Consider the following 26,805-nt stretch of genomic DNA (forward strand, 5'->3'; position numbering starts at 1 on the left):
CTGATTATAAGGTGCTTTTTTACATTAACCTCTTTAATAGTAGCGTTGTAATACTTTAAATGAGTTTTTTTTGAAAAAACAGAAAAAATTACAAAACTATTATTGGTGGTTCGGTAAATAATTCGTTAATTTGCACCCTGTTTTGAAATAATACCAAAATTAAGAAGAGATGTCAAGAGTTTGCGAGCTTACAGGTAAAAAAGCGATGGTGGGAAATAACGTTTCTCATGCGATGAATAAAACAAAACGTAAATTCAACGCGAATTTAATAAAAAAGCGTTTTTATATTCCTGATGAAGATCGTTGGGTAACACTTAAGGTGTCTACTGCAGCGTTAAAAAATATAAATAAAAACGGTATTGCTGCTGTTTTAAAAGAAGCAAAAGCTAAAGGTTTCTTAACAAAATAATTCAGCTTCTAAAAAGATACTATAATGGCAAAGAAAGGTAATAGAGTTCAGGTAATCTTAGAATGTACAGAGCATAAAGCTTCTGGTAAACCAGGTACATCAAGATATATTACAACGAAAAACAAAAAGAACACTCCTGATAGAATGGAAATAAAGAAATTTAATCCTATTCTTAAAAAAATGACTGTTCATAAAGAAATAAAATAAGACAATGGCAAAGAAATCAGTAGCATCGTTACAGACAGGATCAAAGAGATTGACCAAAGCTATTAAGATGGTTAAATCTCCAAAAACGGGAGCATATACTTTTGTAGAGTCTATTATGCAGCCTGATGCAGTAAATGACTTTTTTAAGAAAAAGTAATTCGTAAGAAAATATTTTAAAAAGAAGCCGTTTCAATTTTATTGGAATGGCTCTTTCTTTTTATATTTATACGATTTTATGGATATATCCATATTTAACTTATTAGCATTCTGAATATAACACATGAGTTTGTTTAAAAAAATATTCTCTTCTGAGAAAAAAGAAACCCTAGATAAAGGGTTAGAGAAATCTAAAACCACCTTTTTTTCTAAATTAAGTAAGGCAGTTGCCGGTAAATCTAAGGTAGATGATGATGTATTAGATAACCTTGAAGAAGTTTTGGTTACTAGTGATGTGGGAGTGAAAACTACCATAAAAGTTATAGAAAGAATAGAAAACCGCGTAGCAAAGGATAAATATTTGGGGACAGAAGAATTAAATCAAATTCTTAGAGAAGAGATTGCAGGTTTACTTTCTGAAACTAATTCAGGAGAAGCTACGGATTTTGAGATTCCAGCAAATAAAAAACCATATGTTTTAATGGTGGTAGGCGTAAATGGTGTTGGAAAAACTACTACTATAGGTAAATTGGCTTATCAGTTTAATAAAAAAGGTTTAAAAGTGGTTTTAGGCGCAGCTGACACGTTTAGAGCGGCCGCAATCGACCAGTTGCAAGTTTGGGCGGATAGAGTAGATGTTCCTATTGTAAAGCAAGATATGGGTAGTGACCCAGCATCTGTTGCCTTTGATACGTTAGAGTCTGGAGTAAATCAAGATGCAGATGTGATTATTATAGATACAGCCGGTAGATTACATAATAAAGTAAACTTGATGAATGAATTAACCAAAGTAAAGCGAGTGATGCAGAAAGTAGTAGGAGATGCTCCTCATGATGTTTTATTAGTTTTAGATGGTTCTACTGGTCAAAATGCATTTGAGCAAGCAAAACAATTTACAGCTGCTACAGAAGTAACTTCATTAGCTGTAACTAAATTGGATGGAACGGCAAAAGGAGGAGTGGTTATTGGAATTAGTGATCAATTTCAGATTCCTGTAAAATATATTGGTGTAGGAGAAGGGATTGAAGATCTTCAGGTATTTAATAAATACGAATTTGTAGACTCCTTTTTTAAGTAGTAAATACTGTTACCGAATAGTTAAAAAGGTGTTATGCTATAAGCATAGCACCTTTTTTTTATATTTTCATTCTTGAAAATACCTTGATAATCTTCGTTCAATGAAGAAAGTACTATATTTTTTAATATCGGTTTTAATTTTTATTTCTTGTAAAAAAGAAAAAGAGAAATCGCAAAAAGAGTTGCAACCTAAAGTAATTTGGGAGTCTTATGATGAATCGGAAGATTTAAAAGCAACACTAGATTTAGAGCAATCAAGAATGCATTTAAAACTTGTAAACTCTAAAGTTTTAGATAAAAATAAGATTTGGAAATCGTTAGAGTCTGAATTGGATTATTTTTCTGAAGAAGATTATAATACATTAAAACCTCTCATTTTAGAAAAGGATATTCCTTCTTTGCAAAGAAGTATAAAACAAGGAGAGCTTACCTATGAGAAATTGGTACTTTTTTATTTGTATCGCATTAGAAAATATGAAAGTGACAATAAGCTTTCCCTCAATAGTATTATTGCTCTAAATCCTCTGGTAGTTAAGCAAGCAAAGGAGTTTGATAAAAATGATAAATCTAATATAGATATCCACTCTGTTTATGGTATGCCAATTTTGCTTAAGGATAATATCAATGCCAAAGGGATGTCTACGACCGCGGGTGCTATAGCGTTGCAAAAGAATAAGACAAAAAATGCTTTTATAACGAAACGTTTATTAGATCAAAATGCATTAATTTTAGGTAAAGCAAACCTTAGCGAGTGGGCATATTTTCTTTGTATTGGCTGCCCTGTTGGATATAGTGCGATAGGAGGTCAAACTCTTAACCCATATGGTAGAATGGTTTTCGAAAGCGGAGGATCTAGTTCTGGTAGTGGTGCCGTTGTTGCTGCGAATTTTTGTGTAGCAGCTATTGGGACAGAAACAAGTGGTTCTATATTGTCTCCCTCGAGTCAGAACTCTGTAGTAGGATTAAAACCTACTATTGGAGTTTTTAGTAGAAGTGGAATTGTACCTATTTCCAGTACGTTAGATACTCCAGGGCCTATGACAAAATCAGTGATTGATAACGCAATTTTATATAATGCATTTTTGGGTAAGGATACTTCAGATAGTGCCTCTGTTCAGGTAAAAACAGTTTCATTATCCGAAATTACAAATACCAACTTAGTAGGAAAAAAGTTTGGCGTCTTGAAAGCATATCTTAAAGATTCACTCTATGCCGGAGCGGTGAAAAATATTAAAAATTCAGGAGCAGAAATATTTGAGTTAGAGCCTAAAAATACTGATCTTCCTGGTTTTTTGACAATTTTAAATATCGATATGAAACACGATCTCCCTCAATATATAGCTAATTATGCAAGTGATAGTATCGCCATAAAAACTATTGAAGATGTTATTACATTTAATCAGCAAGACTCATTGATAAGAATGCCATACGGTCAAGCATTGTTAGAAGGAATAATGAGTGATAGTACGACAACAAAAGAATTGAAAACGATCAAGGAAAATTTAAAGAGTGTGTCTAGAAATTATTTTGATACTCATCTAGATAAACATAATTTGGATGCTATTTTATCCATAAATAATTATCACGCTGGATACGCTGCTGTTGCCAAATATCCAGCCGTAACAGTTCCGATGGGCTATACGGATAAAGGAGAACCTAAGAGTTTAACTTTTATTGCAAAGTCATTTTCTGAAAATAAATTGTTAGCATTGGCATTTGCTTATGAACGAATTTCAAAAGAACGTCGAGCACCATTAAAGTATAATTAATTAATCAGTTCATTAATTTTAATCCATAGATCATTATCGAAACTTGATGGCCCTAATAATGATTCTCCAGAATCATTTCCCATTCTTACAATTACCAAATTCTGACTAGGAACTACATATAGTTTTTGATCATCTTTACCTAAACCTGCAATAAGGTCATCGGGTGCATCTGGTATTAATTCTCCTGGGAATTGATTTTCGAAAGCTGGAGCTCTAAAACTTGATTTACCATTCAACCACCATAAATATCCATAAGATTCATTAAGATTTTGAGAAGTAGTGGTCATTTCGGTAAAATAGCTTTGATCAGTAAGGATCTGGTTGTCACCCCAAGTTCCTTTGTTAAGGTTTAACAGACCAAATCGAGCCATGCTTCTTGCTGTACTGTAGTATATATGAGCAAAACCTAGACGAATCCAGCTGCCATTCATTCCAATTTTATTTTTCACCGAGATGTTAAAGTAGGTGTTATAGTCTGTATTTGTAGCTTGAGCTATGATATCAGTAAGAAGGGTATATGTTGCATTATGATAATACCAGAAATTACCTGGTTGATTAAGGTATGTTAAACATTCAAAATCAGTACAGTTTTGATTAGAAACAGTATAATCTAAACCAGTTGTCATGGTTAGGTGATTTTTTATCGTAATAGACTGTTCCTGAGAAGCGGTTAGATTTGCCCATTGAGTTCCTAAATATGTGTTAGAAGGTTCATTAATACTTAATAAATCGTCTTGTTGTGCAACTCCGATTGTAAATGCAGTCAATGTTTTTCCGGCCGAGTACCAAGGATTATTATCTGAGGATGCGGCTCCATTAAAGTATTTTTCGATTACAATTTTTCCGTTTTTAAGAATTATAAATGCTTTAGTGTTTTTTTCTTCAAGAAAATCATAAAGAGGTTGTTCTGCATTGATATTCCATTCTAAATCTAGAATTGAAGTATTTTCCCATTCTTCAGAGTTAATAGGTGGAAAATATAACTCATCTTGATTTGGATTTGGTTCTTCGGAAATTACTTCTTCGGTTTCATCAGAACAAGAAAGCATAGTGCTTAATAAAAGGAATAGAAAGGGAATCGTTTTAGTTTTCATAGTTGGGGGGTATGAATTTTAGACTACACAATATACAAAAGGTTTAATTTACTTTTTTTACTTGATTGACTTATTAAGAATTATGTACTAAAACTTTGGTTATTCATTGTATCTTTGCACACCTTTATTCAGATGATATGAGAACAAAGACTTTAAAAAAGAATAAGATTAATGTAGTTACATTAGGTTGTAGCAAGAATGTGTATGATAGTGAGGTTCTTATGGGACAACTAAAGGCCAATAACAAAGAAGTGGTTCATGAAGAAGAAGGAAATGTTGTTGTAATTAACACTTGTGGTTTTATAGCAAATGCTAAAGAGGAATCTGTTAATACTATTTTAGAGTACGTACAGAAAAAAGATCAAGGTGTTGTAGATAAAGTTTTTGTTACAGGTTGTTTATCCGAAAGATATAAGCCTGATTTACAAAAGGAAATTCCAGATGTAGATCAATATTTTGGTACTACAGAACTACCAGGTTTGTTAAAGGCTTTAGGAGCAGACTATAAGCATGAACTTATTGGGGAGAGATTAACAACAACTCCTAAGAATTATGCGTATTTAAAAATAGCAGAAGGATGTGACCGTCCTTGTTCTTTTTGTGCTATTCCGTTGATGCGAGGTAAACATAAATCTACTCCTATTGAAGAATTGGTTACAGAGGCAGAGAAGTTGGCTGCAGATGGAGTAAAAGAATTGGTTTTAATCGCCCAGGATTTAACATATTATGGGTTAGATTTATATAAGGAAAGAAAGTTAGCAGATTTACTTCGCGAATTGGTAAAGGTTGATGGTATAGAATGGATTCGATTGCATTATGCATTTCCTACCGGATTTCCAATGGAAGTGTTAGAAGTAATGCGAAAGGAACCCAAAATCTGTAATTATATTGATATTCCATTACAACATATAGCGGATCCAGTTCTTAAATCTATGCGAAGAGGAACTACAAAAGCTAAAACTACAAAGCTTTTAAAAGAATTTAGAGCGGCTGTGCCGGAAATGACAATTCGTACTACATTGATTGTCGGATATCCTGGAGAGACACAAGAGGATTTTGAGACGTTAAGAGATTGGGTGAAAGAAATGCGTTTTGAGCGTTTAGGTTGTTTTACATATTCTCACGAAGAAAACACACATGCTTTTAACCTGGAAGATGATGTACCAGAGGAAGTAAAAATGGACCGTGCCAATGAGATAATGGAAATACAATCACAAATCTCTTGGGAATTGAATCAACAGAAGATAGGACAAGAATTTAAGGTTGTTATTGACCGTAAAGAAGGACAATACTTTGTTGGTAGAACTGAGTTTGATTCTCCAGATGTTGATAATGAGGTTTTAATAGATGCTTCTAAGTTTTATCTAAAAACAGGAGAATACACAACCGTTAAGATATATGAAGCAGAAGATTTTGATTTATATGGGGAAGTTGTTTAATTAACTTCCTAAAATGCTATTCTTTAATCTGATTCTATATTGTAATTAGGGTTTTGTTAGTATGAATGGTTAATCAAATATTGTTTATCCGGTTATTATTGTTATTAATTTTCTTTTCACCTAGGTGCACTCACTGCAGGTTTCATATTGTTATATAAAAAAATAGAATATTGGACTCTATAGGTTTTTAGATGGTTCAAACAAATTACAGTTTAAAACAAAAAAATCGAGGATTTTAATGATCCTCGATTTTGTCGCGTAATACTCTTTAGATTTTTTGGCTAATTCTAATTATGAGAGAACTTTATTTCTTTATTTTATTAAGGGACAAAGTTTTATAGTTAACGCTGTATTTTAAATTTAATTTTATTCGGGCGCAAAAGTATTTAAAAAAGAGATACGAAATTCTTAATTTCTGATGATGTTCATTATAGTAATATAATTGAGGTAAATGATAACTTGAGATTTTCGTAACGTAGTAAAGGCAAGGGGTAAGATATCATTAGTATAATAAAAAAAACTATTATTGGAATGTATTTTTTTTAGGTTTTTATTGAATTAAGTTCATTGTTGTTTTCTGTAAAAAAAACTTTAAACTTAACAATTTGATAATATTGGGTCTTAAATATTAGGTTGTTTTGAGATTTTTGTATTAAAAAGATGAATATTCTAGTTATAATGTATTAATTACGGTTTTGTCCTGTTTGGAGATAGATAGATTTCTTAAAATATTAATAGAGGTCCGATTATTTCAATTTCAGACCCCTATCACTATGTTGGTTTTATATATTAAATAGTTTCAAATAATTCATGTAAAGGTTTACGTACTTTTTTATCATGTTGAGTTGGATCTTCTTCCGAACGGTATCCAATTGTGGCAATAACTGCCGCAGAAAGTCCTTTTTCGGATAAACCTAATATCTCATCATATGCTTCGGGTTCAAAACCTTCCATCGGACAGGCATCAATTTTAAGTTCTGCACAGGCAGCTAGTAAGTTTCCTAATCCAATATAGGTCTGTTTTGCAGTCCAAGCTTTCAAGATTTCACTAGGTAATTCCGTAATTTTAGATTTCATAAAGTCACCATACCCTTTTAGGTTACCCAAGTTTAAATTTTGTGTATCAGCTTTCAACTTTAGATAATCATCGATTACTTTTTCATTTACAGTTGTATAGTTACAAAATACAATTAAATGTGATGCGTCTACAACTTGTGTTTGCCCCCATGATTTCGGCTGTAATTTTTGTCGAATTTCTGGATTCGTTATAATCAATACCTTATATGCTTGTAAACCGTAAGATGATGCTGAAAGAGAAATTGCTTCTTTGATCTTTTCAAGATCGGACCCCGATATTGTCTTCTTTGGATCAAATTTTTTGGTAGCGTACCGCCAATTTAGGTTTTCTAATAATTTCATAATTTATTGTTTTATTGTTTTATTGTGTGATAGGGACTTCCATTATTAATATTTTAGAAGATTCGTTTGGTCTAATTTGAAGTTGTTCTATATCCCAGATTCCTAATCCATCTCTTTTATCTAATATTGTTCCTTCTATAGAAATGTTTCCTTCTAGTATAAAAACGTATACGCCATTGTCTTTGTTTTTTAATGTATACGTATGTGTACTATCTTTTTCTAAATTGCCAATATGAAACCAAGTATTTTGATAAATCCATACACCATCGTCTTCTTTATTAGGTGATAATATTTGATGTAAGTTATTTTTTATTTTTTCTTGATGAATGGTAATTTGATCATATCTAGGAGTTACATTTTTTTGGTTTGGAGTCACCCATATTTGTAAAAACTTTACTTTCTTGTCAGGGTTTTTATTGTATTCGCTATGAAATACACCGGTACCCGCACTCATTACTTGAATATCACCTTCTTTGATTACAGTGGTGTTCCCCATGCTGTCCTTGTGCTCTAGATCACCTTCAAGAGGTATAGAGATAATTTCCATATTGTCATGTGGATGTTTACCAAACCCCATTCCTCCAGAAACTGTATCATCATTAAGAACCCTAAGCGCACCAAAATTCATTCTTTCTGGATTATAATAATTTCCAAAACTAAAAGAGTGATGAGAATTTAACCAGCCAAAATTTGCTATTCCTCTTGTGTCTGATTTATGCATGATCGTTTTCATAATATATCCTTTCTTTATAATTCTTTTACAAAGGTCAAGTTTAGAATGATGATTTAAAATATGAGAATGCGGAGGAATATTATAAAAATCCGATCTTTAGTTGTTTTGTCTAAAGTTTGAAGGAGTAATATTTGTACATTTTTTGAAAAAATTACTAAAATTAGCTGGTTCACTAAATCCAAGATTATATCCAATCTCTTTAGTTGTTTTGTCAGAAAAACTTAATAACCTTTTTGCAGCAATAATAATTCGAGATTGTAAATATTCCTTTGCAGTTTTGCCTATAAGTGATTTTATAGTTCTGTTTAGGTGATCCGGAGTCACGTGCAATGCGTTAGCATATTGATGTACTTTGTGCCATTCGAAAAAACGTTGCTCCACTAAGTTTTTATATTCTTTAAGTATCATAGATCCCGCTTGTAATTGTTGCGGATCTTTCGGATGAATATCACAAACGTTGTTACTATAAATCAAAAAAAGTTTTACGAACGCTCCTATCGCTTCTAATCTAAACTTAGAATTAGAATGATGTGTTTCGAAGATTTCTGAACTGTAAAAGCTTAATTGTGCTAATTGTTCTTCATTTAAGGGAAGTGGAGGAGTATAGCCATAATCCTGAAAAAGATTAATATCCTCTATAAATCGATAATCGATATTATTTTTTACCAGAAATTGTCTGGAAAATGTAATTACCCAACCATAAGATTTTTGTTCTTCTTTGATTTGATGGACTTGCCCTGGACTTATAAAAAAGGCTTGTTGATCTTTTAGAGTAAATTCGTTGAAGTCTATAATATGTATACCTTTAGCTTTAGAAACTAAAATGATAATATAAAAATCATGTCTATGAGGTAAATCTACTTTACCAGCTGTTTTATCATAAATGTCTTCCATTTTTTTGATGTCAAACATTATGTGGTTATCTATTTCATCAGTAAGTTTATACGTCTTAATAGAAGTCATTTGTTAATCCTAGATAGTACTTTTTTTGTTTTAATATACGACTCTATATTAGAACTTTAATTAATCATAAATAGAATAATTTATAGTTAATAGTTTTTTAACTATTTAGATAGTACTTGGATGAAATAGTTGTAATTAAAAAGGGAAAGCTTAGATCAGCTTTCCCTTTTTAATAAAATCAACTCTTTTTTAATTATAATTAAAAAAGAGAGATGTGTTGTGACTAGTTGTTACCGTCGATAATGATATCACCGTCAGTGTTTTCATCATCTGTGTCGTTTTCATTGTCATTGTTATTGTTTTCTTCTTCATTGAAAACTTGACTTTCGATTGTTTCGTTTTCACAAGAAACGAATGTTGTAGCTAATGCGAATACTAATAAGAATGTAAATTTTTTCATTTTGATTTGTTTTATTATTTAAATTTTATTTTGAGGTATTTTATTTTTAGTCTCCTAATCCGTGGTTATCCTCTTCGTGGATATGTACGATTTCAGGTTTATCATTTTCTTCACTAAATGTTTCTTCTTCAACAGAAGATTTTTCACAAGATGCAAGTGCAATAACTAGCATAAACAGAAATGGGATTTTTTTGATCATTTTAGTAAAAATTAATTATGTTTTGTTCTACTTTTTCAAAATCGAGGGCAAATGTATTCAAAAAACTGAATGCAAATCATAAAATTATCTTAACACCCCTTTGTTTACGGGCTTTTGAAGAAAAACACAGTGTTTAGTCTTTAATAAAAAAGGGAAAAAAATCAATATTTAATATGGTATTGAAATGAATCTATAAATTATACTTAGTTTTTAGCTGTTTGTATTGAGAATGTGATAAAAGTATAAAAATGATTAAATTAACAATATGGTAATATTGAAGCCTAAAATTAGTATAAAATTGAATTATATTTATTATTTAGGCTATTTTAATAATAATATTTCAAAAAAATCGAACATCATTAAAACTATTATATGTGTAAATTCCCTCTTTTTGTATAGTTGATAATTCTAAAACTTAAGAAAGCGTACTATTTATACATAATCATTTCAAATTCGATCATTATGTATGTTATTTGATGGTTGTTTTTTATGATTCTGATTTTAAAATTTTCATCATTTCTGCCCCGATTCCTGCTTCAAATGGATGTGAACTTGTAGCTAATAGGTCAGCAGTATTAAAATAACCTCCATATATAAATATAGTAGCATGTATGTCAGCACCTCGATCAATTAAAAATTGTGTGATTTCTGGAAGGTTTTTGGGAGCTTTTTGTCTCCACATTTCTACACCATTACTAGCTGTATAAATTAATAATGTAGCTTTGTGTCCGTATTTTGATGTTTTTGTTACTAAATCGGGATAGCTAGTGACAAGCCTTTTTAATTCTGTAAAATCACCGTTAATTAATAAATTGACAGCTTTTTCAAAGTTTTGATCATAAGAATCTTTTAATTTTTCTACTTCGTTCCAATTTTTAAAACCATATTCATTTGCTATAGTGGTTCTACAATCATCAATAGTCAGGTTAAGTTTTTTTAATTTTTCTATGGGTATCCCTAAATAATCTGGGTGGTAATTATTTATTTCATGGAAGATCACATCTTGGTTTTCTAACATACCCTCTAACATTCTGTTCACTATTTTATCTAAATGATCTCTGATTAAAGGGTAAGAATCAGTTTGATAAAGAAGATTTCCATAAAAATTAGTTATTTTCATAATACTTGATTCATATGTAAATCTTCTTTATTATTTAAGGATACTATGCCTATACAACGGTAGCTTGTATATCTGTGGTAGTATATACCTAGTCTACTTGGCTTAGCTACTTTTTTAGGATTCTTAATTAACATCGTTATAGAAGTAACTCCATGATTAGTTAGAGTTTTTTCAGATGGAGAAAAGTTCCTAGCATCTTTTTTAAATCCTGTTCCTTTTTTTCGAATTATTTGTTGTGAAATTTCCATTTGTTCACGACAGTTACATTCTACATCATAAAACAAAATTTCACGATATTCTCCAAATTAGGTTTTAAGATTAATTTCTGCTAATCTAATAATCACTTTAATTATTTTTTAAAATTCAATATTAATCTTTTACAATTTCGTTTTCTTTATTAAGTAGTATTGGTGTACCGAATCCGAGTTGTTCTAGTTTTTTCATTTGAGTTTTGGCATCTCCCACTACTAGATATATCATTTTATTTGGATTGAGGTATTGATTGGCTAGTTTTTTAACCTCCTCAACTGTCATATTATTTACGACTTCTTCTCGTTGTGTAATATAATCATTAGGATATTGTAGTGTACTTATATTAGTTAGTATGTTTAATTTAGCTCCTAAGGTTTCAGAAGCTCTGGCATTACTTTTAATCAAAGAACTTTTTGTGATTTCAAGGTCATCATCGTTATAATTTTTCCCGTAATTTTCTAAAATTTCTTTTACCAAACTAGTAGATTCATACGTAACATTAGATCGTACCCCACTAGAAATAACAAAAGAACCTAACGTAGGTGTTCCAGAAAAACCTGATCGAATACCATATGTGTATCCTTTCCCTTCTCTTAGTTGTTGCGTAAGTTGGGATGCAAATCCCCCTCCACCTAATCGATAGTTCATAATACTTACGGGATAATAATCTTTATCTGTAGCTGGCATTGCACGATATCCAAAACGTAACATAGATTGCTTAGCGCCTGGAACGTCATAAAAATACACTTTAGATCTTTCTGGAGAAGTTGGAGCTTTAAGCTCTGGGAATCTCACATCTTTTGGAACCCAATTTTTATTAAGTTCGGTAAGAGAAGTGGTTACTTGTTCTTTAGAGATATTACCAGCAATATGTAATTTGGTTACAGATGGTGAAAGATTATTATTATAATATTGTTTAAGATCTTTTATAGTAATTTCTTTTACAGAACCTTCTGTTCCCAAATTATTATGCGAAAGTATATGGTCTTCTCCATAAATTAACTTGGCATATTCATTTCCAGCGATACTACGAGGACTTGCTTTTTGCTGTTGTATTTGGCTGGTAACGCTTTGCTTTATTAGTCCAAATTCTTTTTCGTCCCATCTAGGTTCTAATAGAATCTCTTTAATCAATGTAACCGTTTTATCATAATTTTTGGAGAGTGTACTTCCACTGATAACAATACTTTCGTCTGTTGCATAAACATTTAATATTGCACCAAGACTTTCTATAGCATTTTCTAATTCTTCGGCAGTTTTGTTTTTTGTACCTTTAGTCAATAACTCTGCTAAGAGATTAGAAACACCAACTTTATTAGATTTTTCTAATAATAAACCGCCTCTAATATTCATCCTAAACTGCACTAAAGGGACTTCGTTATTTTCAATTCCATAAACTTTTATACCCGAGGTAAGATTATCTTCCCATACTTCTGGAACGGTCACTTTTGGGGTATCTCCATATGCTGGTTCTACTGATCGATCAAAATTAGAAGGTGTTTTATCGTAAGTAGCAACTATACTAGCATCAAAATTTTCTTCTGCCCCTTCTACAATTTTTTCTTCTACAACTTCAGCTAATGTAGAGTTGTTTAAAATTAAATCTGTTTGTCCAATGGGAACAAAACTGGTAGCTACGTAATGCTTTCCTTTTATATATTGATTATATACTCGCTTGATATCATCTGTAGTCACCGCAAGTATGTTTTTGATATCTTGGTTTATAAAATCTGGGTCCCCAGCAAAAATCTCATATTGCGCTAGTTGAAATCCTTTACCTAATACACTGGATAGACTATTGTAAAAATTAGTTTCTAAACCTGCTTTTATTCTGTCAAGATCCTCCTGAGAAATACCTTCTGTTTCGAACTTGGTAAAAGATTCTTGTACTGCTTTATCCACTTCATTTAGATCTACTTTTTCGAATCCTCTTACGATTAGTCGAAATTGGCCAGCTAATTCGGATCCATAATGAAACATAGTAACATTAGGTGCTAGTTGTTTATCTTCTACGATAACTTTATTGAAAGGAGCTTTTTTTCCTTCTGATAGATAACTTGATAATACATCCAACGCATAAGAATCTGGATGGTATTGGTGTACTGCAGGCCATGTCATTGTTAGTTGAGGAAGTCTAGCAAAATTGTCTTCGTAGTATAACTTCTTAGTTTCAGTTAATGATGCAGGTCGTTTTTTTAGAGGTTCGATATCTTCTCCTTTTTTAATTTCATCAAAGTATTTATGAACCCATTCTTTTGCTCGAGCGGTGTCAAAATCTCCAGCTATAGTAAGTGTTACATTATTTGGTACGTACCATCTATTGTAAAAATCTTTTACATCTTGTAATGTGGCATTTTGAAGATCCTCTAAAGATCCTATCACCTGCCAATTGTATGGATGGTCTTTTGGAAACATATTTTTATCTATTACATAAGATACATGTCCGTAAGGACGGTTATCTACACTTTGACGTTTTTCATTTTTTACAACTTGTTTTTCCTTGGCTAAAACAGGGTCGGTAACGGTATTGATAAAGAACCCTAGTTTGTCTGCTTCTGCCCAGATCATTTTTTCTAAGGCGTCTTTAGGCACAGTCTGAAAATAATTTGTACGATCCCTACTTGTAGAACCATTTGCTCCAGATCCTCCTATGCGGGCACTCATTTTATCAAGTCCTCCTTTACCTAAATTTTCTGATTCAAGAAATAACAAATGTTCGAATAAATGTGCAAAACCAGTTCTTCCTTCAATTTCTCTGGCTGAACCCACATGAGCAGTTAGCGCAACTGCTACTACAGGATCAGAACGATCTATATGAAAAATAACTTGTAATCCATTATCTAAGGTGAATTTTTCAAAATCAACTTTGAATTCTTTTGTCTCCGATAACTTCTCCGTATCTGCAGTAGTTACAGGAGTATCTTTTTTACAGGATACTAGACATCCAATAAATAAGAGTGATATTGCTAAAATTTTGATTGTTTTCATAATTGATGAGTTTACGTTTGTTTGTTATTTTTAGGGGTTGATTCGTTTAAAATTATAAGTTTTTGCCAAATTTTTCTACTTAATCCAGTGGTAAGTACTTCGATTTCATTTGCTGCTTGTACCACATTTTCATCCGGCAAACTCTGAGAGTATAATGCAGCCACTTTTCCTACTAGCGCCATAGCCTCAGAACAATAATCTAAATATCGTTGGAGTTCGAATCTTGTAAAGGTTCTTTTTGGTGAATTTTCCGTTGCAGATTCTGGTAAATCAGTTAGATTAGGGTCTTTAGTTAGCTGATGCATATCAATTACGTGTGCAATTCCCCTAAGTTCATTAAGAGCCTTTAAGGCTCGTTTTGTTTTTAATCGTGACTCTAGGGTAATTAAGAAGAAAATTGCAGCACCAATTAGTACAATATCATTAAATATAGCTTCTGACAGTGCAACGATATTGCTGAGAGTAGTATTTTTTATTTCTAAATCTACATATGTTATGCTATAAATTAATCCTCCTAATCCTATAAGGATTACCAAATAAGCAAAGACCCTTAATGATAGATTAGGTTTCGAAATCCAATCTATATTTTGTTTACTATCTAGTGTAATTTGCAGAAAATTATGACATACTTTTTTTAAACCTGAATTAGGAAATCTATCTTCGATACGTTTTTCTAGTAAAGAAATTGTGTCGATTATTTTTTCAGGTTGTAACTGTACGTTTTTATCCATTTATTTAATTAAGCAGGAAGCCTTTTTATAATAAACTTCATTTGTCCTCGATGGTTAGATTCGTGCTCACAAACATGAAACCATTTTGCATAATTATTTGTGGGTTGATTACTGAAAAAAGGCTCAGATTTCATGATCCAAGTATCATCTCTTTTTGCAAACTCTTTTTGGGTTATTTCTCTTACTTCTTCAAGTGTTTTTAGGTAATAATCAATGGAATTCCCTTTAATTATTTCTCTTCCTTTTTTACCTAAACCACTCGCAATATTCCATTCTTTTTTGATGTCATCATCCCATTTGCCCCAAGAAATTTCATCAAAAGTGTTAAGTTGATAGTATCTTTCTGTGGCTGCTAGATGTAATAACATAGCACCAATAGAATTAGATTGTTCATCAATTTGAAAATCCAATTGTTCTACTGTAAGATCTTTTACTGTTCGGATTACCCAAGCTCTCATCATGGTCATGGTAGATAATAAAGTGCCTATCTGAGGTGAATACCCTTTTTGAGGGCCTACTAAGTAGATATTGTCAGCAGTGTTTATAGGAAAATCCTCATTTGCAAAACTCATCAATGGGGTAGTTGCAATGCCAGCTGCTAGTATTGATGAACCTTTAATGAATTTTCTTCTAGTAGTAGTATTTGATTCTTTTTTCATCTTTGAGTTTTTATATGTTTAGAATATAGTAAGTCGTCTAACTAATTTGTTTAGTTCACTTACTAATTAAAGTCTAAACTTGTTGTTATTAGTAAAGAAAATTGCATTAACAAAAAATAGTTTTCCATTTTCCCAGAAAGATCTAAACAATGGATTGTCTACCATGTAAATAATACTTCCACTACCCATTCTAGCTTCACCAAAAACTAAGGAGTTTTTAAGTCCTTTAAAGGCATCCTTACCAGAAAAACCAGATACACTCGTTGGTTCTTTCATATACGCCACATTATATCCATCTTGTAAAAATTGGTAAGAACTACTACCTAATTTTAAACTAAAATAAGTGTCTTCATACCCAAAAGCTAAAGGGTGCGAAGTATCTACTTGAGTTTTGTAAATACTTCCTGTAATGAAGTCTTTAACTCGTTCACGTTCGCGCTTATCATAAGGTACTAGATTACCCAAAGAATCTTTCTTTTCTTGTTTACTTTTATTACTTTTTAAATCAAAGCCATCTTTGTTTGCAAATGCATTAACTGCATTGGCAATAGCAATAACTTTTCCTCCACTACGAATCCATCCTTTTAATTTATCCAAAGAGCTCTTGTCTAAATATCCTCCGTAATATCCATTAGGAAGTATTAAAACATCATACTTGTCTAAATCTACTCTTTTAAAATAATCAGTATCAATAGATGTTATTGGATATTTTAGTTGTTGTTCAAAGAAATGCCAAATTTCTCCATAGCTTAATGAAGAGGTGTAATTACCTTTTAAAACAGCTATTTTTTGATTATTGATAAGCTTTACATCTGGAGAACCAAAGTCTACTCCACTTGATGCAAAACTAGAAGCTGTAGTATATATTTTTCGACTATGTTTGTTAGCAATATCGATTACTTTCTTATCATAATCTATTGTTTTTCTATTATCACTTTTGGTTATAATTAGACTACCTTTCTTAAATTTTTGACCATTATTTGCAAAATCCTTTTCACTAAATCGAACTCTGATTTTATTTTTGAGTAAATCAGCTAAGAAATTAGCATCATTTAAACTATTCCATTTTACAATATACCCTGCTCCTGCAGGATTCGCAGTATTGTTGATTTGTTTGTTCTTTTTAGTTCCATTGGCAGGTATTAATGAGGTGGATGCAATTGCATCTAAACCATATGCATGTGGAATGCTCCATGCCGTTATATCATAGGTAAGAGGTTCACTTAGTTTAGCATCAGGTTCGAATAATACTTTTACCATTTTACCTTTTGGTTGATCTGTACTAACCACCAGTGCTCCATTTGCATCAATACTACCTTGTTTATTTTCTCTAAAATTAAAACCAGATATTTTTGCACTATTAGTATATCCGTATTTTATTTCGTGTTTATCTAAAAGTTTGGTTAAAGCATTAATTTTATCGGCCTGACCGTTTAGTACGTAACTCTTATATTTTAATCCTGTATTGTTAAAGAATTTCTTGAATTCTAGATTAAGTTTTTCAGCATTTTTTGAAGAAATTTCTACTGTAGATAAACCAGTAGTTGTGTGATGTAATGCTCGATCTTTTAGTGTCAAAACATAGCCTTCGTCCGTTTGGATACCTAATCCAGCACGTCCATGTCCAGCTTGCTCGTAGGTCATACCAATAGCTCCCATAAATGTTGGATAGGTATCTCCATAACTAGGGTATAAAAGATCAAAGCGTTCTTTGGTAAAGAATAACCAACCTTCTGCATCAAAGTATCTCGCATGATTTTTACCAATCTGTGTTTGGAAATCTCTTTGCCAGGGCGTTATTATTTCATGAAATGGTTCCGCAGCAGGAGCAAAGTAATATGGTTCGTTAATTCCTTGTTCATGGAAATCCACATGAACGTGAGGCATCCACTTATTATATGCCGTTAGACGACGATAAGATTCTACCTGCGTAGCCCAGGCCCAATCTCTATTAAGATCGAAAAGATAATGATTTGGTCTACCACCAGGCCAAGGTTCGTTATGTTCAGTGGCATTCTGATCTGTGTTATAAGGTGTTGCCTTGGTTTGGTTGTACCAGTTTGCATATCGATCTCTACCATCAGGATTTACGCAAGGATCCATAATAACCACAGTGTTATTTAACCAGTCTTTTTTAGTGGTAATCAATTCATATATGGTTTTCATTGCTGCTTCTGTACTAGAAGCTTCATTACCATGAACGTTATAACTAAGCCAGACGATAGCCATTTTTGGATTACTAGTTCCTGTTACAATCCCTGTGTTTTTTAGATGGTCTATTCGTATATTTTCAATGTTTTTTTGATTCTCTGAACTTGTTATAATCGCATAAGTAAGAGGTCTTCTTTCGTTGGTTTTTCCATAAGTATGATATGTTACTAATCCTGAGTTAGAAGCTACGTGATTAAAGTAGTTAACTACATTTGCATGTCTTGTAAATTGGCTACCTATTTCATATCCTAAGAATTCTGCAGGAGTTTGAACATTGTTTTGTGCGAATACCCAGTTTGTAGAAATTATAAATAGGGTTAAGAATAATTTTTTCATTGATGATTTTTTAATTTTGGTAAAATACCGCCTTAAATTTAGGATATTAATTGTATTAACTAAAATTTAGGATTTGGGATAACCTATATTTATAAATTTATGTTATCGCTATGTAACTAATGTCAGTAATGGAAGTTGATCGACTATTAAAAAAAATATAAAATAATAAATACAAACACAATCTAATGTATATTTATCGATCAAAAAAGACGACCCTATGCCAAGTGACTGTATTCCGTTTAGATCAACAAATTACTTCTCATCTTTTATTTGTGATTATTTAGACGAAAAACCTGAGCTTAAAGAATTTTATCATAGATATCCTAAGATTGATAATTTTGAAGATCAGATTCTGGAGAAACAGCAGTCGTTTTCAGCAGAAAATCGAAAAGTTCTTAAAGGAGCTTTATTCGCTCAATATACCAAAGTAAACATTTCCGAAACTACTCAAAATAATATTGATCTGTTGGATAAGGATACTACATTTACAGTAACTACAGGTCATCAATTAAACCTTTTTACAGGTCCTTTATATTTTTTGTATAAGATAGTCTCGACAATAAATTTAACTTCTATTTTAAAAGAGAAGTATCCTATCTATGATTTTGTTCCTATATATTGGATGGCAACAGAAGATCATGATTTTGAGGAAATCAATTATTTTAATTTTAAAGGAAAGAAAATACAATGGAACCGAAAGGATGGAGGAGCTGTAGGGGTTTTTGATACAGAAGGATTGGATAAAGTTTTTGAAGTGTTTTCTTCGGAAATTGGGTCGGGAAGAAATGCTGAACGATTAAAATCTCTTTTCCAAGAAGCTTATTTAAAGCATGAGAACCTTGCAGATGCTACTAGGTATTTAGCAAATGAATTGTTTGCAGAATACGGGTTGGTTATTGTTGATGGAGATGATAAAGATTTAAAACGTCTCTTTATTCCATATGTAGAAAAGGAGCTCGAGGAACAGGTTTCGTATAATAATGTGATGCTCAAAGCAGAAAAATTAGCTTCTAAGGGGTATAAAATACAAGTTAATCCCAGAGAAATTAATCTGTTTTATCTTTCTGCAGGTTTAAGAGAACGTATCATAGAAAAGGATGATGGTTATTTTGTAAATGATACAGATATTGTTTGGACCAAAAGTGAGTTGTTAAAAGAACTATCGGAGTCCCCAGAGCGATTTAGTCCTAATGTTATGATGAGACCACTGTATCAAGAAGTGATTTTACCTAACCTCTGTTATATTGGAGGAGGAGGTGAGCTTGCTTATTGGTTGGAATTAAAAGACTATTTTGATACTGTGAAAATACCATTTCCGATGCTGTTATTGCGTAATTCTGTATTAATGCAAACAACAAAACAAGGGCAGAAAATTAAAAAACTAGAAGTATCTGATGAAGAGTTGTTTTTGAAACAACACGAACTGATCAATCGCAAAGTCAGGCAGATATCTAATATTGATATTAATTTTGATCCACAACGAATACAGTTAAAAGAGCAGTTTAAAGGAATGTACGAACTAGCAAATCAAACAGATGTGACTTTTTTGAATGCGGTAAAGGCTCAAGAAATTAAGCAACTTAAAGGGTTAGATATGCTAGAAAAAAGATTGCTCAAAGCGCAACGTTTAAAACTTAGTGACCAAGTTAAGCGATTAACAAGTATACAAAATGAGCTATTCCCTAATCAAAGTTTACAGGAAAGAAATACTAATTTTTCTGAAATGTATCTTGAATATGGAGAAAATTTAATTCCGGAGCTTGTCAAACATTTGAATCCTTTATTAGGAGAGTTTATTATTTTAAAGCAATAAGAATTTTGTAATACACGATTTATTGATCTAAGATTTTTCTATAGGGGTATTGTTTTTACAGCTATTCTAATGTTCAATAAAATTGACTACACAAATGTGGTAAAACATCTTTACCTAGTTCTTCAATAACGATTTCTGCGGGTCTACTACCATATTTTAGATTAATAATTACATGGTTAACCCCAGTAGATTCTAGAGTGTGTAGATGTTCTATAGCATATGCGGTACCGGATTTAAACCCTAAATGAATCCCTTTTGGAGATGCGTTTTTGTTTTCTAGTAAATCAATATAGAGGGATTGCATATAAGGTTTCCAGGATTGTTCAGCCTTTTCTAAAGCATTAGACCAATTAGCTATTGTTTGTTTTAGAAAATTAAAATCTCTAGGATAATACAACCAACCATCCGCGTGTGTTGCAATCCAGTCTAATGATTGTCCAGAATGGCCGGTTACTAACATTGGAGTATGATATTGTGATTTTGGAAGCATATCAATTCTACCATCTGTTTTACCATAATACTTTGATTGATAAACAGGGAAGTCTTTTTGCAGTGCTTTAATGTAAAAAAAACTATCTCTAAATAACTCACTTTTATTTTCTAGGTTATAATTAAATGCGGGATATTCAATCGGTCGATCGCCAGATGCTATACCTACGATAATCCTACCTTTTGATAGTTGTTGCAAACTTTGTATTGATTTGGCGGTATGAATAGGATGTCTTAATGGTAGAATTACGCTTCCGGTAGCTAATGCAATTTCTTTGGTATGGTTCATTATATGAGTCATGTAAATCCAAGGATCATATAATTGTCCAGCATCTCCAAAAGAAGGGTCATTAAAAGGAACATCTCTAAACCAAAGGGCCTTAAAACCTAAATCCTCTGCTAGTTTCGCTAATTTTTCTTGATTTTCCATTTTTGCAATGGAACCATTGTAAGACTCTAACGGAAAAACAAGTCCCAGACTTAAATGATTTTTCTTGCCTATCGTTTTTAGCATAATTTACTTAGCTAACATTGAATTAGTAATTGAAATCAACTGATCTATTTTATTTTGATCATACGCATCTCCATGTGCTTTAGAAAAAAAACCTTTATCATTATCAAAATATTTACCAGAATCATTGGAGTATTTATCAGAAGTTGCTAAGTCAAATAGTATATCGACACCTTTTTCTGCAGAGGACCAATGGTTTCCATAAGCTTCTTTAACCATTTTAGTGTTTAGTAATGAACCAGGGTTTACAGCTATTATATTTACATTATTAAACTCTTTTGCTAATTTAGTAGTCCACATGGTTAACGCTAATTTACTTTGAGCATATGCTTCTTGCTCCGAGAGATGACTTTTTCCTAATAGTGCATCTAAGGAAACAACAGATTGTGCAGCAGAGCTTAGGTTAATGATTCTGGGAGCTGTGCTTTTTTTGAGTAAGGTAATTAACTCCTCTGTTAATAAAAATGGAGCTAAATAATTTACTGCAAATCTAATATCTATTCCATCTTTATTATGTGTTGCAGGACTTTTAAATATTCCTGCATTATTTATAAGAACATCTATTTTAGAAACTTCTTGTTTGATTTTGGACGTCATTTCTCGTACGCTATTAAAATCAGAGAAGTCTCCTACAAAACCTATTATGTTCTCATTGTTTGTGATTTCTTTTATTTCAGTAACGGTACGTAATAATTTTTCTGGATTTCTTCCGTGTATGTAAATAGAATGTCCAAATTTAGCTAGTTTTATAGCGGTTAGTTTTCCTATTCCGTCAGTGCTTCCTGTGATAAAAATAGTTTTCATAGTGTTGTATTAAAATTCTATGTTTTTAAATGCGTGTGATTATACCTTACCGTTATTTTGTTTCTTCAATTTGGATGTTTCCATTGGTTCTCACATATAAAACAACTTCGTTGTTAGTATCGTTAGAAACTTCATGAATTGCATAATCCGTAGAACCAAAATAACTTCCAGAGTCTAAGCCTTTTATTTCATTGGTTTGTGGTAAGGTGTAGTTTAATAAACCGTTTATTATTACGGCGTGTACAATGGTCCCGTTAGTCTTTAATTTTCCATTAAAACCATTAGGTAATTTTATAAAAAGTCCTTTATGTTGGTCAATAGATTTGCTTTCCCAGAGAAAACTGATTTCTGCATCACTATAGGTAGTTATCCAATTGGTTTTAGAATGATCCAGCCATATAATATTAGATACATCTATATTGATAGGCCTCTCGCCATTATCAAAAGCTTTGTCTACAGGTCTTACTAGATATGGGCCATTGTCTATTTCTACCAAGGCTATATTTTCTGTTCCTTTTGCAGAAGTGATATGTGATTCTCCTGCAGGTTGTGTCCAAAAACTACCAGATTTCATCCACATATTTCCAGCTTTTGGATCATCGTTATGAATGGAACCACTAATAACAATAGCTCTGTAAGTAACATTATGGATGTGTGGAGGAGAAGAAAATCCATCTATAAATTTAGCTAAAAATCCAGTTGGTACTTCTTTGTTTCTATCTCCCCAAATAGTTCCCGCTTGGGGGCTTTGATCACCACGAGCAGGATTTAATTTTTCCCATTGAATTTGTGAACTTAGCAAAACTTTATTAGTTGGTTCTTTAATGCTTTCTGAAGTTATTTTTTCTATTGAGTTTTCAGAATTACAACAAGAAATTACTGCACTGGCAAATAAGATTACGAAAATTGTGATGATCTTTCTCATGATATTATTTTGGAAATAATTAAAGATTTCTAAATCATGTTTATGCAATGTGGCTCATTTCATTTAAGACAAATTCCTCTACAGCTCCATCAGTAGCTTTCATATAAGCTGCCAAATGATCATTGTTCATGTGTTCTTGCCACAATGCTCTACTTTCCCAGTTTTCATGAAACAAGAACAAATTTGCGTTTTCATTATCTTGATGTAAATCATAATTAATACATCCTTTTTCTACTCTAGTAATATCAATAAGCTTTAATAATTCGGATTTTACTAGTTCTCTTTTTTCTTCTTTAGCAAGTATTCTTGCAACTATAGTAAGTTTTGTCATTTTATTAAATTTTTAAATAGTTTCTACAACTTGATTTATGTTTCTTCTAGACTTAGGTCTTTTACTTGGTTGATTATTATCTTCTGGATCTCTATATCCAATGGCAACTGCCACCATTGTATGATAATTTTCTAATTCTAATATAGTATTGTAATTGTCAGGTTCAATTCCTTCCATAGGTGTTGCATCGATTCCCATTTCGGCGCAAGCACTTAAGAATACACCTAACGAAAGATATAATTGATGCCCGAACCAAGATTTAATTTGTTCTTCGGATTGTGGCTTGATAAATTCTTTAAAATAACTAACAGCCCCAGCAGGTAATTCTTTTTCTATTTGTTTTTCGAAAAGAGAGATATTGTCAATTCTACTAAAAACTACAACAGTGTCGCAGTCTATTACTTTACCTGCATTTAACCATGATACTTTAGAGAGTTGCTCTTTAGTTTTTTGATTGGACACAAGTGTAAATTTCCAAGGTTGACTATTAATAGAAGATGGACTTAAGTTTAAAATCTCTTTTAGCTCATTGATTGTTTCCGAGTTTATTTTTTTATTTGGGTTATACTTTTTTGTGGTATAACGATTTTGCATTGAATTTAGGAAGCTCATAGGTTTTAATTTATTACTATAAAAATTATAGTAGCAAAATTAACTATAGTTCAATATCTTTGCAATAACGGTCAAAAAGGATAGTTTAAAATAATGAAGGAGTCAGAGCATAAAATGTTAAAATTTAGAGGGAAAGAATACCCTTGTTGTGCAAGTTTAACCATGGGTATGATTGGTGGCAAATGGAAGACAGTAATTTTATTTCATTTGCTAAAAGAAACACTACGATATAGTGAGTTAAGAAAGGAGATGCCGACGGTTACTGAGAGAACATTAAGTCTACAATTAAAAGCGTTAGAAGAAGATGAGTTAATCAATAGAAAAGTGTATACTTCTAAACCTCCTTTAAAAGTAGAATATTCGTTAACAGATTTTGGAAAAACTTTAACACCATTAATAGAGTCTATTGCAAGTTGGGGAGATTTTGTTTTGGAAAATTACTCGGATTAGAAATGTGTTTATTCATCTATTCTTTTTGAAAAATAAATGCGTCGATGCCCTTCAGGGAAGTTATTAAGTTCTCCTAGGATTTGATATCCATTTTTTAAATAAAAATCTTCTGCCTGAAAATCAAATGTGTCAAGCATTACTGTTTTTACTCCTTTTGCTTTAGCAATCTTTTCGACGTGTTTAATTAATATAGTTCCAATACCTTTTCTTCGATGTGTCTCTTTTACCCATAAAATTTTAATTTCTAATCCATTCCAATATCCAATACCTCCTAAAACACCTCCGATTTCCTCTCCATTGTGATCTTTGGCAATAAATTCTAAAGGAGTCCATACATCTGCAATTGCTGGCACCTTGCTCAGGTTATACGAATTAATTCCATCTACTATGGTTTCAATGTTTTCCTTTTTGCAGGATTCAATAGTAACTTTGGTTGTTGTTGCCATTATGATAAATAAACAGGTGAAAGCGATAAATTTTTAGTGAATAAAACAAATTTATAATTTTATTCATTAAAAATTTAGAATAATATCTACGAGAATATTATTACTCGGGATTTCTAGCTTTTTACGTAATCGATATTGTGCTTTTCTGACTCCTTCTTGAGTAATATTTAAGATATTTGCAATTTCTTTAGAAGTAAGGTTCATTTTTAGTAGCGCCATTAAGCGTAATTCGTTGGTAGTAACATTGGGGTATTTGTTTTTGATATTTGTATAAAAATTTTTGTGAACTTGTTCAAAATGTCTTTTGAAATTTTCCCAATTTTGATCATCATTTAAATCAAAGTTTATAATCTGTATTATTTTTTGATAGTTATACTGGGTATTTTGATCTTCGGAATATTTTATTAATTCTACCTTTTCTTTTACGTTTTTTAATGTTTTGGTCTTGTTTACGAGATGCAAAGAATTAGCGGTGAGTTCTTTTTTCTTTGTGTCCAATTCTCTAGTTAATATTAATTTTTCAAGACAGCTTAGTTTAAATTTTTTTCTAAAAATAGATATGAAAACCACTAGTATAATTATACCAATTATCAATCCAAGAATTAATAAGGTATACTGGTGTTTAACTTGTTTGTTTTGCTTTAGTAATTCATTGATTTTTGATTCTTTCTTACCAGTTTCGAATTTAGCTTGAAGTTCTCTGACTTGTTTGTTTTTTTCGATAACTTCTAAGGAGTCTTTTAACTTGGATAGTTCTTTGTAATACATGTACGCAGCAACACTATTTCCTTCTTTTTCTGCAATTAAAGCAAGTGTTTGATTTGCTTCTTTTTCTATAACTAGGTCTAATATTTTTTTGGAAGTTATAAGAGATTTTTCTGCATGAAATTTTGCTGAATCTAATAAATTTAATTTCAAAAATGATTTTGCAATAGCGTTGTTTGTTATAGCTTTTTGGATGTGATTTCCTTTAGGACTATAATTTTTTAGAGCTTTTTTTTGATAATCTAATCCTTTCGAGAATAACCCCATTTCATAATATGTGGTTCCAATTTCGGATTGTACAATAGCAATTGTTTTAGAGTTTCCTCTTTCTTTTCTTAATAATAGTGATTTTTGGAAATAATCCAATGCTTGGTTATACCTGTATAGGCCTCTTTTACTGATTCCTATATTTTGCAAAATAGAACTCAGATATCTTTTATTTCCTTTACTTGTTATTATTGGTAATGATCTATCAAGATATTTTAATGCTTCATAATATTCTTCTTGTTTTATTAGAATATTACTTATATGTATGTATGTTCGACTTATTCCTGGGGTATCATTAAGGTTTTCATATAGTTTGTTCGCAATAATAAAATGCTCTAATGCTATTTTTTATATTTCATCAAACTGTAAGATACACCTATGTTTTCGATGGATTTTATATATGATATGGAGTCCTGTAAAGATTTAAAAACTTCTCCAGCTTTTTTAAAACTTTCAATAGCTTTAGTGTAATTATTTAAGTGATTATGTACAGCGCCGATTTGATGAAAAGCTGAAGCTTGACCCCAAAGATGATTAATTTTTTGGTTCATTTTTAAAGCTTTTTTGAAGTGCACCAAAGCAGAATCATACTCTTTTTGATAATAATACACAACACCAAGGCAGTTGTTTGCACCTGCAATACCTCTGGGTTTATTTATGTTATTGGCGATACCAAGTGCATGGCGAATATGTTTTTTAGCTAAAAAAGTATTAGAAGTAGCATATTGAATTCCTAAATCATTATATGCTTTAATCAATGTGGTATCGGGTGTGTTTTTACTTTTTGTTAAACGTAATAAACTATCTACAATTTGTTTGTTTTGAGCTTGTAGATTAGAATTAAATAAAATGATTATATAAAGAATACTGCTTACTTGAAGAGTTTTCATCTTTAGGGGTATAGGTTAGTTGAGGTGTTAAAAATAATTTTTTGTTTTAAAAATCAAGAATCCTTAACGGATAGTTAATGAAATCTTAAAGTCTATTTTTGTGTGTCATTATAAGAGATTGAAATTGAGTGTTAAATGATATTTTTTATGGGGAAATAAAAGTTGATTTTTTAGATGATTGGCTTAGATTTAGGGATATACCTTTTGTAGTACGTTCTAAAGACAGTAATTCTTTGAAAATAAAATTTTCAAGTTGTTTTTTTATTTAGAAATGTAATTGGTTTCTATAGGATTGTATAATTTAAAATAGACCTGAGCGTTATGAAAATAAACTCCAATC

General features: G+C 31.4%; 28 protein-coding genes. 8 read left to right on the top strand and 20 right to left on the bottom strand.

Annotated elements, in window-relative coordinates:
* Positions 1-169 precede the first annotated feature (169 nt).
* The 5 genes from rpmB to J8L88_RS13150 all read left to right on the top strand — a co-directional run bounded on the left by rpmB (position 170) and on the right by J8L88_RS13150 (position 3,618).
* Positions 170-409 carry a 50S ribosomal protein L28 gene (gene rpmB, locus J8L88_RS13130; RefSeq protein WP_027395521.1) on the top strand — a complete coding sequence of 80 codons (240 nt, stop codon included), beginning with the start codon at positions 170-172 and terminating at the stop codon, positions 407-409.
* A 24-nt stretch (positions 410-433) separates the two neighbouring features.
* Positions 434-616 carry a 50S ribosomal protein L33 gene (gene rpmG, locus J8L88_RS13135; protein ID WP_027395522.1) on the top strand — a complete coding sequence of 61 codons (183 nt, stop codon included), beginning with the start codon at positions 434-436 and terminating at the stop codon, positions 614-616.
* Positions 617-620: 4 nt separating this feature from the next.
* Positions 621-773 carry a DUF4295 domain-containing protein gene (locus J8L88_RS13140; RefSeq protein ID WP_081415706.1) on the top strand — a complete coding sequence of 51 codons (153 nt, stop codon included), beginning with the start codon at positions 621-623 and terminating at the stop codon, positions 771-773.
* 123 nt (positions 774-896) lie between these two features.
* Positions 897-1,850 carry a signal recognition particle-docking protein FtsY gene (ftsY, locus tag J8L88_RS13145; RefSeq protein WP_027395523.1) on the top strand — a complete coding sequence of 318 codons (954 nt, stop codon included), beginning with the start codon at positions 897-899 and terminating at the stop codon, positions 1,848-1,850.
* Between the two features lie 100 nt (positions 1,851-1,950).
* On the top strand, positions 1,951-3,618 hold the full coding sequence (locus J8L88_RS13150; protein WP_211060941.1) for an amidase family protein: 1,668 nt from the start codon (positions 1,951-1,953) through the stop codon (positions 3,616-3,618).
* Here J8L88_RS13150 and J8L88_RS13155 read toward each other — a convergent pair.
* A complete protein-coding gene (locus J8L88_RS13155) occupies positions 3,615-4,712 on the bottom strand; it encodes a serine hydrolase (RefSeq protein WP_211060942.1) in 1,098 nt (365 codons plus the stop codon). The two genes, J8L88_RS13150 and J8L88_RS13155, sit on opposite strands and share 4 nt — an antisense overlap.
* Before the next feature lie 137 nt (positions 4,713-4,849).
* On the opposite strand from J8L88_RS13155, the gene rimO reads away from it, so the two are divergent.
* On the top strand, positions 4,850-6,151 hold the full coding sequence (gene rimO, locus J8L88_RS13160; RefSeq protein ID WP_027395526.1) for a 30S ribosomal protein S12 methylthiotransferase RimO: 1,302 nt from the start codon (positions 4,850-4,852) through the stop codon (positions 6,149-6,151).
* Between the two features lie 789 nt (positions 6,152-6,940).
* On the opposite strand, the gene J8L88_RS13165 is transcribed toward rimO, so the two are convergent.
* From J8L88_RS13165 to J8L88_RS13215, 11 genes are all read right to left on the bottom strand, one after another.
* The gene (locus tag J8L88_RS13165; protein ID WP_118386820.1) at positions 6,941-7,570 is read right to left on the bottom strand and encodes an NAD(P)H-dependent oxidoreductase; all 630 of its coding nucleotides are present in this window, start codon (positions 7,568-7,570) and stop codon (positions 6,941-6,943) included.
* Positions 7,571-7,589: 19 nt separating this feature from the next.
* Positions 7,590-8,303 carry a pirin family protein gene (locus tag J8L88_RS13170; RefSeq protein ID WP_211060943.1) on the bottom strand — a complete coding sequence of 238 codons (714 nt, stop codon included), beginning with the start codon at positions 8,301-8,303 and terminating at the stop codon, positions 7,590-7,592.
* Between the two features lie 96 nt (positions 8,304-8,399).
* Positions 8,400-9,266 carry an AraC family transcriptional regulator gene (locus J8L88_RS13175; RefSeq protein ID WP_211060944.1) on the bottom strand — a complete coding sequence of 289 codons (867 nt, stop codon included), beginning with the start codon at positions 9,264-9,266 and terminating at the stop codon, positions 8,400-8,402.
* A 223-nt stretch (positions 9,267-9,489) separates the two neighbouring features.
* Positions 9,490-9,666, bottom strand: coding sequence for a hypothetical protein (locus tag J8L88_RS13180; protein ID WP_170837104.1), 177 nt, complete (start codon positions 9,664-9,666; stop codon positions 9,490-9,492).
* 46 nt (positions 9,667-9,712) lie between these two features.
* A complete protein-coding gene (locus tag J8L88_RS13185) occupies positions 9,713-9,865 on the bottom strand; it encodes a hypothetical protein (protein WP_155839786.1) in 153 nt (50 codons plus the stop codon).
* A gap of 487 nt (positions 9,866-10,352) precedes the next feature.
* Positions 10,353-10,985 carry a hypothetical protein gene (locus J8L88_RS13190; protein WP_027395530.1) on the bottom strand — a complete coding sequence of 211 codons (633 nt, stop codon included), beginning with the start codon at positions 10,983-10,985 and terminating at the stop codon, positions 10,353-10,355.
* Positions 10,982-11,233, bottom strand: coding sequence for a hypothetical protein (locus J8L88_RS13195; protein ID WP_211060945.1), 252 nt, complete (start codon positions 11,231-11,233; stop codon positions 10,982-10,984). Before J8L88_RS13195 ends, J8L88_RS13190 begins: the two co-directional genes overlap by 4 nt.
* Before the next feature lie 121 nt (positions 11,234-11,354).
* Positions 11,355-14,225: a pitrilysin family protein gene (locus J8L88_RS13200; RefSeq protein WP_211060946.1), complete on the bottom strand. Its 2,871-nt coding sequence runs from the start codon at positions 14,223-14,225 to the stop codon at positions 11,355-11,357.
* A gap of 11 nt (positions 14,226-14,236) precedes the next feature.
* Entirely contained in the window at positions 14,237-14,956 is a 720-nt protein-coding gene (locus tag J8L88_RS13205; RefSeq protein ID WP_027395533.1) for a hypothetical protein, read from the bottom strand.
* Positions 14,957-14,964: 8 nt separating this feature from the next.
* Positions 14,965-15,615: a DinB family protein gene (locus tag J8L88_RS13210; RefSeq protein ID WP_211060947.1), complete on the bottom strand. Its 651-nt coding sequence runs from the start codon at positions 15,613-15,615 to the stop codon at positions 14,965-14,967.
* Positions 15,616-15,681: 66 nt separating this feature from the next.
* Positions 15,682-18,162, bottom strand: a complete 2,481-nt coding sequence (locus tag J8L88_RS13215) for a M14 family metallopeptidase (RefSeq protein WP_211060948.1) — start codon at positions 18,160-18,162, stop codon at positions 15,682-15,684.
* 217 nt (positions 18,163-18,379) lie between these two features.
* Here J8L88_RS13215 and bshC point away from each other — a divergent pair, with 217 nt between their 5' ends.
* On the top strand, positions 18,380-19,975 hold the full coding sequence (gene bshC / locus J8L88_RS13220; RefSeq protein WP_211060949.1) for a bacillithiol biosynthesis cysteine-adding enzyme BshC: 1,596 nt from the start codon (positions 18,380-18,382) through the stop codon (positions 19,973-19,975).
* 73 nt (positions 19,976-20,048) lie between these two features.
* On the opposite strand, the gene J8L88_RS13225 is transcribed toward bshC, so the two are convergent.
* From J8L88_RS13225 to J8L88_RS13245, 5 genes are read right to left on the bottom strand one after another with little or no spacing between them, the layout of a single operon-like run.
* Entirely contained in the window at positions 20,049-20,978 is a 930-nt protein-coding gene (locus J8L88_RS13225; RefSeq protein ID WP_211060950.1) for an LLM class oxidoreductase, read from the bottom strand.
* 3 nt (positions 20,979-20,981) lie between these two features.
* Positions 20,982-21,779 (bottom strand): SDR family NAD(P)-dependent oxidoreductase, encoded by a 798-nt coding sequence (locus tag J8L88_RS13230; RefSeq protein WP_211060951.1) that lies wholly within the window; start codon positions 21,777-21,779, stop codon positions 20,982-20,984.
* Positions 21,780-21,831: 52 nt separating this feature from the next.
* Positions 21,832-22,704 (bottom strand): DUF4437 domain-containing protein, encoded by an 873-nt coding sequence (locus J8L88_RS13235; RefSeq protein ID WP_211060952.1) that lies wholly within the window; start codon positions 22,702-22,704, stop codon positions 21,832-21,834.
* Between the two features lie 40 nt (positions 22,705-22,744).
* Positions 22,745-23,035 (bottom strand): putative quinol monooxygenase, encoded by a 291-nt coding sequence (locus J8L88_RS13240; protein ID WP_120650486.1) that lies wholly within the window; start codon positions 23,033-23,035, stop codon positions 22,745-22,747.
* A 12-nt stretch (positions 23,036-23,047) separates the two neighbouring features.
* Positions 23,048-23,647, bottom strand: a complete 600-nt coding sequence (locus tag J8L88_RS13245) for an NAD(P)H-dependent oxidoreductase (RefSeq protein ID WP_027395540.1) — start codon at positions 23,645-23,647, stop codon at positions 23,048-23,050.
* 114 nt (positions 23,648-23,761) lie between these two features.
* Between J8L88_RS13245 and J8L88_RS13250 the strand changes: the two genes are divergently transcribed.
* On the top strand, positions 23,762-24,097 hold the full coding sequence (locus tag J8L88_RS13250; RefSeq protein WP_211061028.1) for a helix-turn-helix domain-containing protein: 336 nt from the start codon (positions 23,762-23,764) through the stop codon (positions 24,095-24,097).
* An 8-nt stretch (positions 24,098-24,105) separates the two neighbouring features.
* Here J8L88_RS13250 and J8L88_RS13255 read toward each other — a convergent pair whose 3' ends face one another.
* The 3 genes from J8L88_RS13255 to J8L88_RS13265 all read right to left on the bottom strand — a co-directional run bounded on the left by J8L88_RS13255 (position 24,106) and on the right by J8L88_RS13265 (position 26,465).
* Positions 24,106-24,543, bottom strand: a complete 438-nt coding sequence (locus J8L88_RS13255; RefSeq protein ID WP_211060953.1) for a GNAT family N-acetyltransferase — start codon at positions 24,541-24,543, stop codon at positions 24,106-24,108.
* Between the two features lie 66 nt (positions 24,544-24,609).
* Complete coding sequence (locus J8L88_RS13260) at positions 24,610-25,920, bottom strand: tetratricopeptide repeat protein (protein WP_211061029.1); 1,311 nt, start codon at positions 25,918-25,920, stop codon at positions 24,610-24,612.
* A complete protein-coding gene (locus J8L88_RS13265) occupies positions 25,917-26,465 on the bottom strand; it encodes a tetratricopeptide repeat protein (RefSeq protein ID WP_211060954.1) in 549 nt (182 codons plus the stop codon). Before J8L88_RS13265 ends, J8L88_RS13260 begins: the two co-directional genes overlap by 4 nt.
* Positions 26,466-26,805 lie beyond the last annotated feature (340 nt).

Origin of the sequence: Aquimarina sp. MMG015, assembly GCF_018100855.1 — a bacterium.
GTDB classification, from domain to species: Bacteria; Bacteroidota; Bacteroidia; order Flavobacteriales; family Flavobacteriaceae; genus Aquimarina; species Aquimarina latercula.

Coding starts and splice junctions, on each gene's coding strand:
- rimO (WP_027395526.1), top strand. CDS start 4,850: ATGAGAACAAAGACTTTAAAAAAGAATAAGATTAATGTAGTTACATTA.
- J8L88_RS13165 (WP_118386820.1), bottom strand. CDS start 7,570: ATGAAATTATTAGAAAACCTAAATTGGCGGTACGCTACCAAAAAATTT.
- J8L88_RS13265 (WP_211060954.1), bottom strand. CDS start 26,465: ATGAAAACTCTTCAAGTAAGCAGTATTCTTTATATAATCATTTTATTT.
- J8L88_RS13230 (WP_211060951.1), bottom strand. CDS start 21,779: ATGAAAACTATTTTTATCACAGGAAGCACTGACGGAATAGGAAAACTA.
- J8L88_RS13190 (WP_027395530.1), bottom strand. CDS start 10,985: ATGAAAATAACTAATTTTTATGGAAATCTTCTTTATCAAACTGATTCT.
- J8L88_RS13185 (WP_155839786.1), bottom strand. CDS start 9,865: ATGATCAAAAAAATCCCATTTCTGTTTATGCTAGTTATTGCACTTGCA.
- J8L88_RS13175 (WP_211060944.1), bottom strand. CDS start 9,266: ATGACTTCTATTAAGACGTATAAACTTACTGATGAAATAGATAACCAC.
- J8L88_RS13250 (WP_211061028.1), top strand. CDS start 23,762: ATGTTAAAATTTAGAGGGAAAGAATACCCTTGTTGTGCAAGTTTAACC.
- J8L88_RS13140 (WP_081415706.1), top strand. CDS start 621: ATGGCAAAGAAATCAGTAGCATCGTTACAGACAGGATCAAAGAGATTG.
- J8L88_RS13200 (WP_211060946.1), bottom strand. CDS start 14,225: ATGAAAACAATCAAAATTTTAGCAATATCACTCTTATTTATTGGATGT.
- J8L88_RS13210 (WP_211060947.1), bottom strand. CDS start 15,615: ATGAAAAAAGAATCAAATACTACTACTAGAAGAAAATTCATTAAAGGT.
- J8L88_RS13150 (WP_211060941.1), top strand. CDS start 1,951: ATGAAGAAAGTACTATATTTTTTAATATCGGTTTTAATTTTTATTTCT.
- bshC (WP_211060949.1), top strand. CDS start 18,380: ATGCCAAGTGACTGTATTCCGTTTAGATCAACAAATTACTTCTCATCT.
- rpmB (WP_027395521.1), top strand. CDS start 170: ATGTCAAGAGTTTGCGAGCTTACAGGTAAAAAAGCGATGGTGGGAAAT.
- J8L88_RS13215 (WP_211060948.1), bottom strand. CDS start 18,162: ATGAAAAAATTATTCTTAACCCTATTTATAATTTCTACAAACTGGGTA.
- J8L88_RS13170 (WP_211060943.1), bottom strand. CDS start 8,303: ATGAAAACGATCATGCATAAATCAGACACAAGAGGAATAGCAAATTTT.
- J8L88_RS13235 (WP_211060952.1), bottom strand. CDS start 22,704: ATGAGAAAGATCATCACAATTTTCGTAATCTTATTTGCCAGTGCAGTA.
- J8L88_RS13245 (WP_027395540.1), bottom strand. CDS start 23,647: ATGAGCTTCCTAAATTCAATGCAAAATCGTTATACCACAAAAAAGTAT.
- J8L88_RS13155 (WP_211060942.1), bottom strand. CDS start 4,712: ATGAAAACTAAAACGATTCCCTTTCTATTCCTTTTATTAAGCACTATG.
- J8L88_RS13255 (WP_211060953.1), bottom strand. CDS start 24,543: ATGGCAACAACAACCAAAGTTACTATTGAATCCTGCAAAAAGGAAAAC.
- ftsY (WP_027395523.1), top strand. CDS start 897: ATGAGTTTGTTTAAAAAAATATTCTCTTCTGAGAAAAAAGAAACCCTA.
- rpmG (WP_027395522.1), top strand. CDS start 434: ATGGCAAAGAAAGGTAATAGAGTTCAGGTAATCTTAGAATGTACAGAG.
- J8L88_RS13225 (WP_211060950.1), bottom strand. CDS start 20,978: ATGCTAAAAACGATAGGCAAGAAAAATCATTTAAGTCTGGGACTTGTT.
- J8L88_RS13240 (WP_120650486.1), bottom strand. CDS start 23,035: ATGACAAAACTTACTATAGTTGCAAGAATACTTGCTAAAGAAGAAAAA.
- J8L88_RS13180 (WP_170837104.1), bottom strand. CDS start 9,666: ATGAAAAAATTTACATTCTTATTAGTATTCGCATTAGCTACAACATTC.
- J8L88_RS13195 (WP_211060945.1), bottom strand. CDS start 11,233: ATGGAAATTTCACAACAAATAATTCGAAAAAAAGGAACAGGATTTAAA.
- J8L88_RS13205 (WP_027395533.1), bottom strand. CDS start 14,956: ATGGATAAAAACGTACAGTTACAACCTGAAAAAATAATCGACACAATT.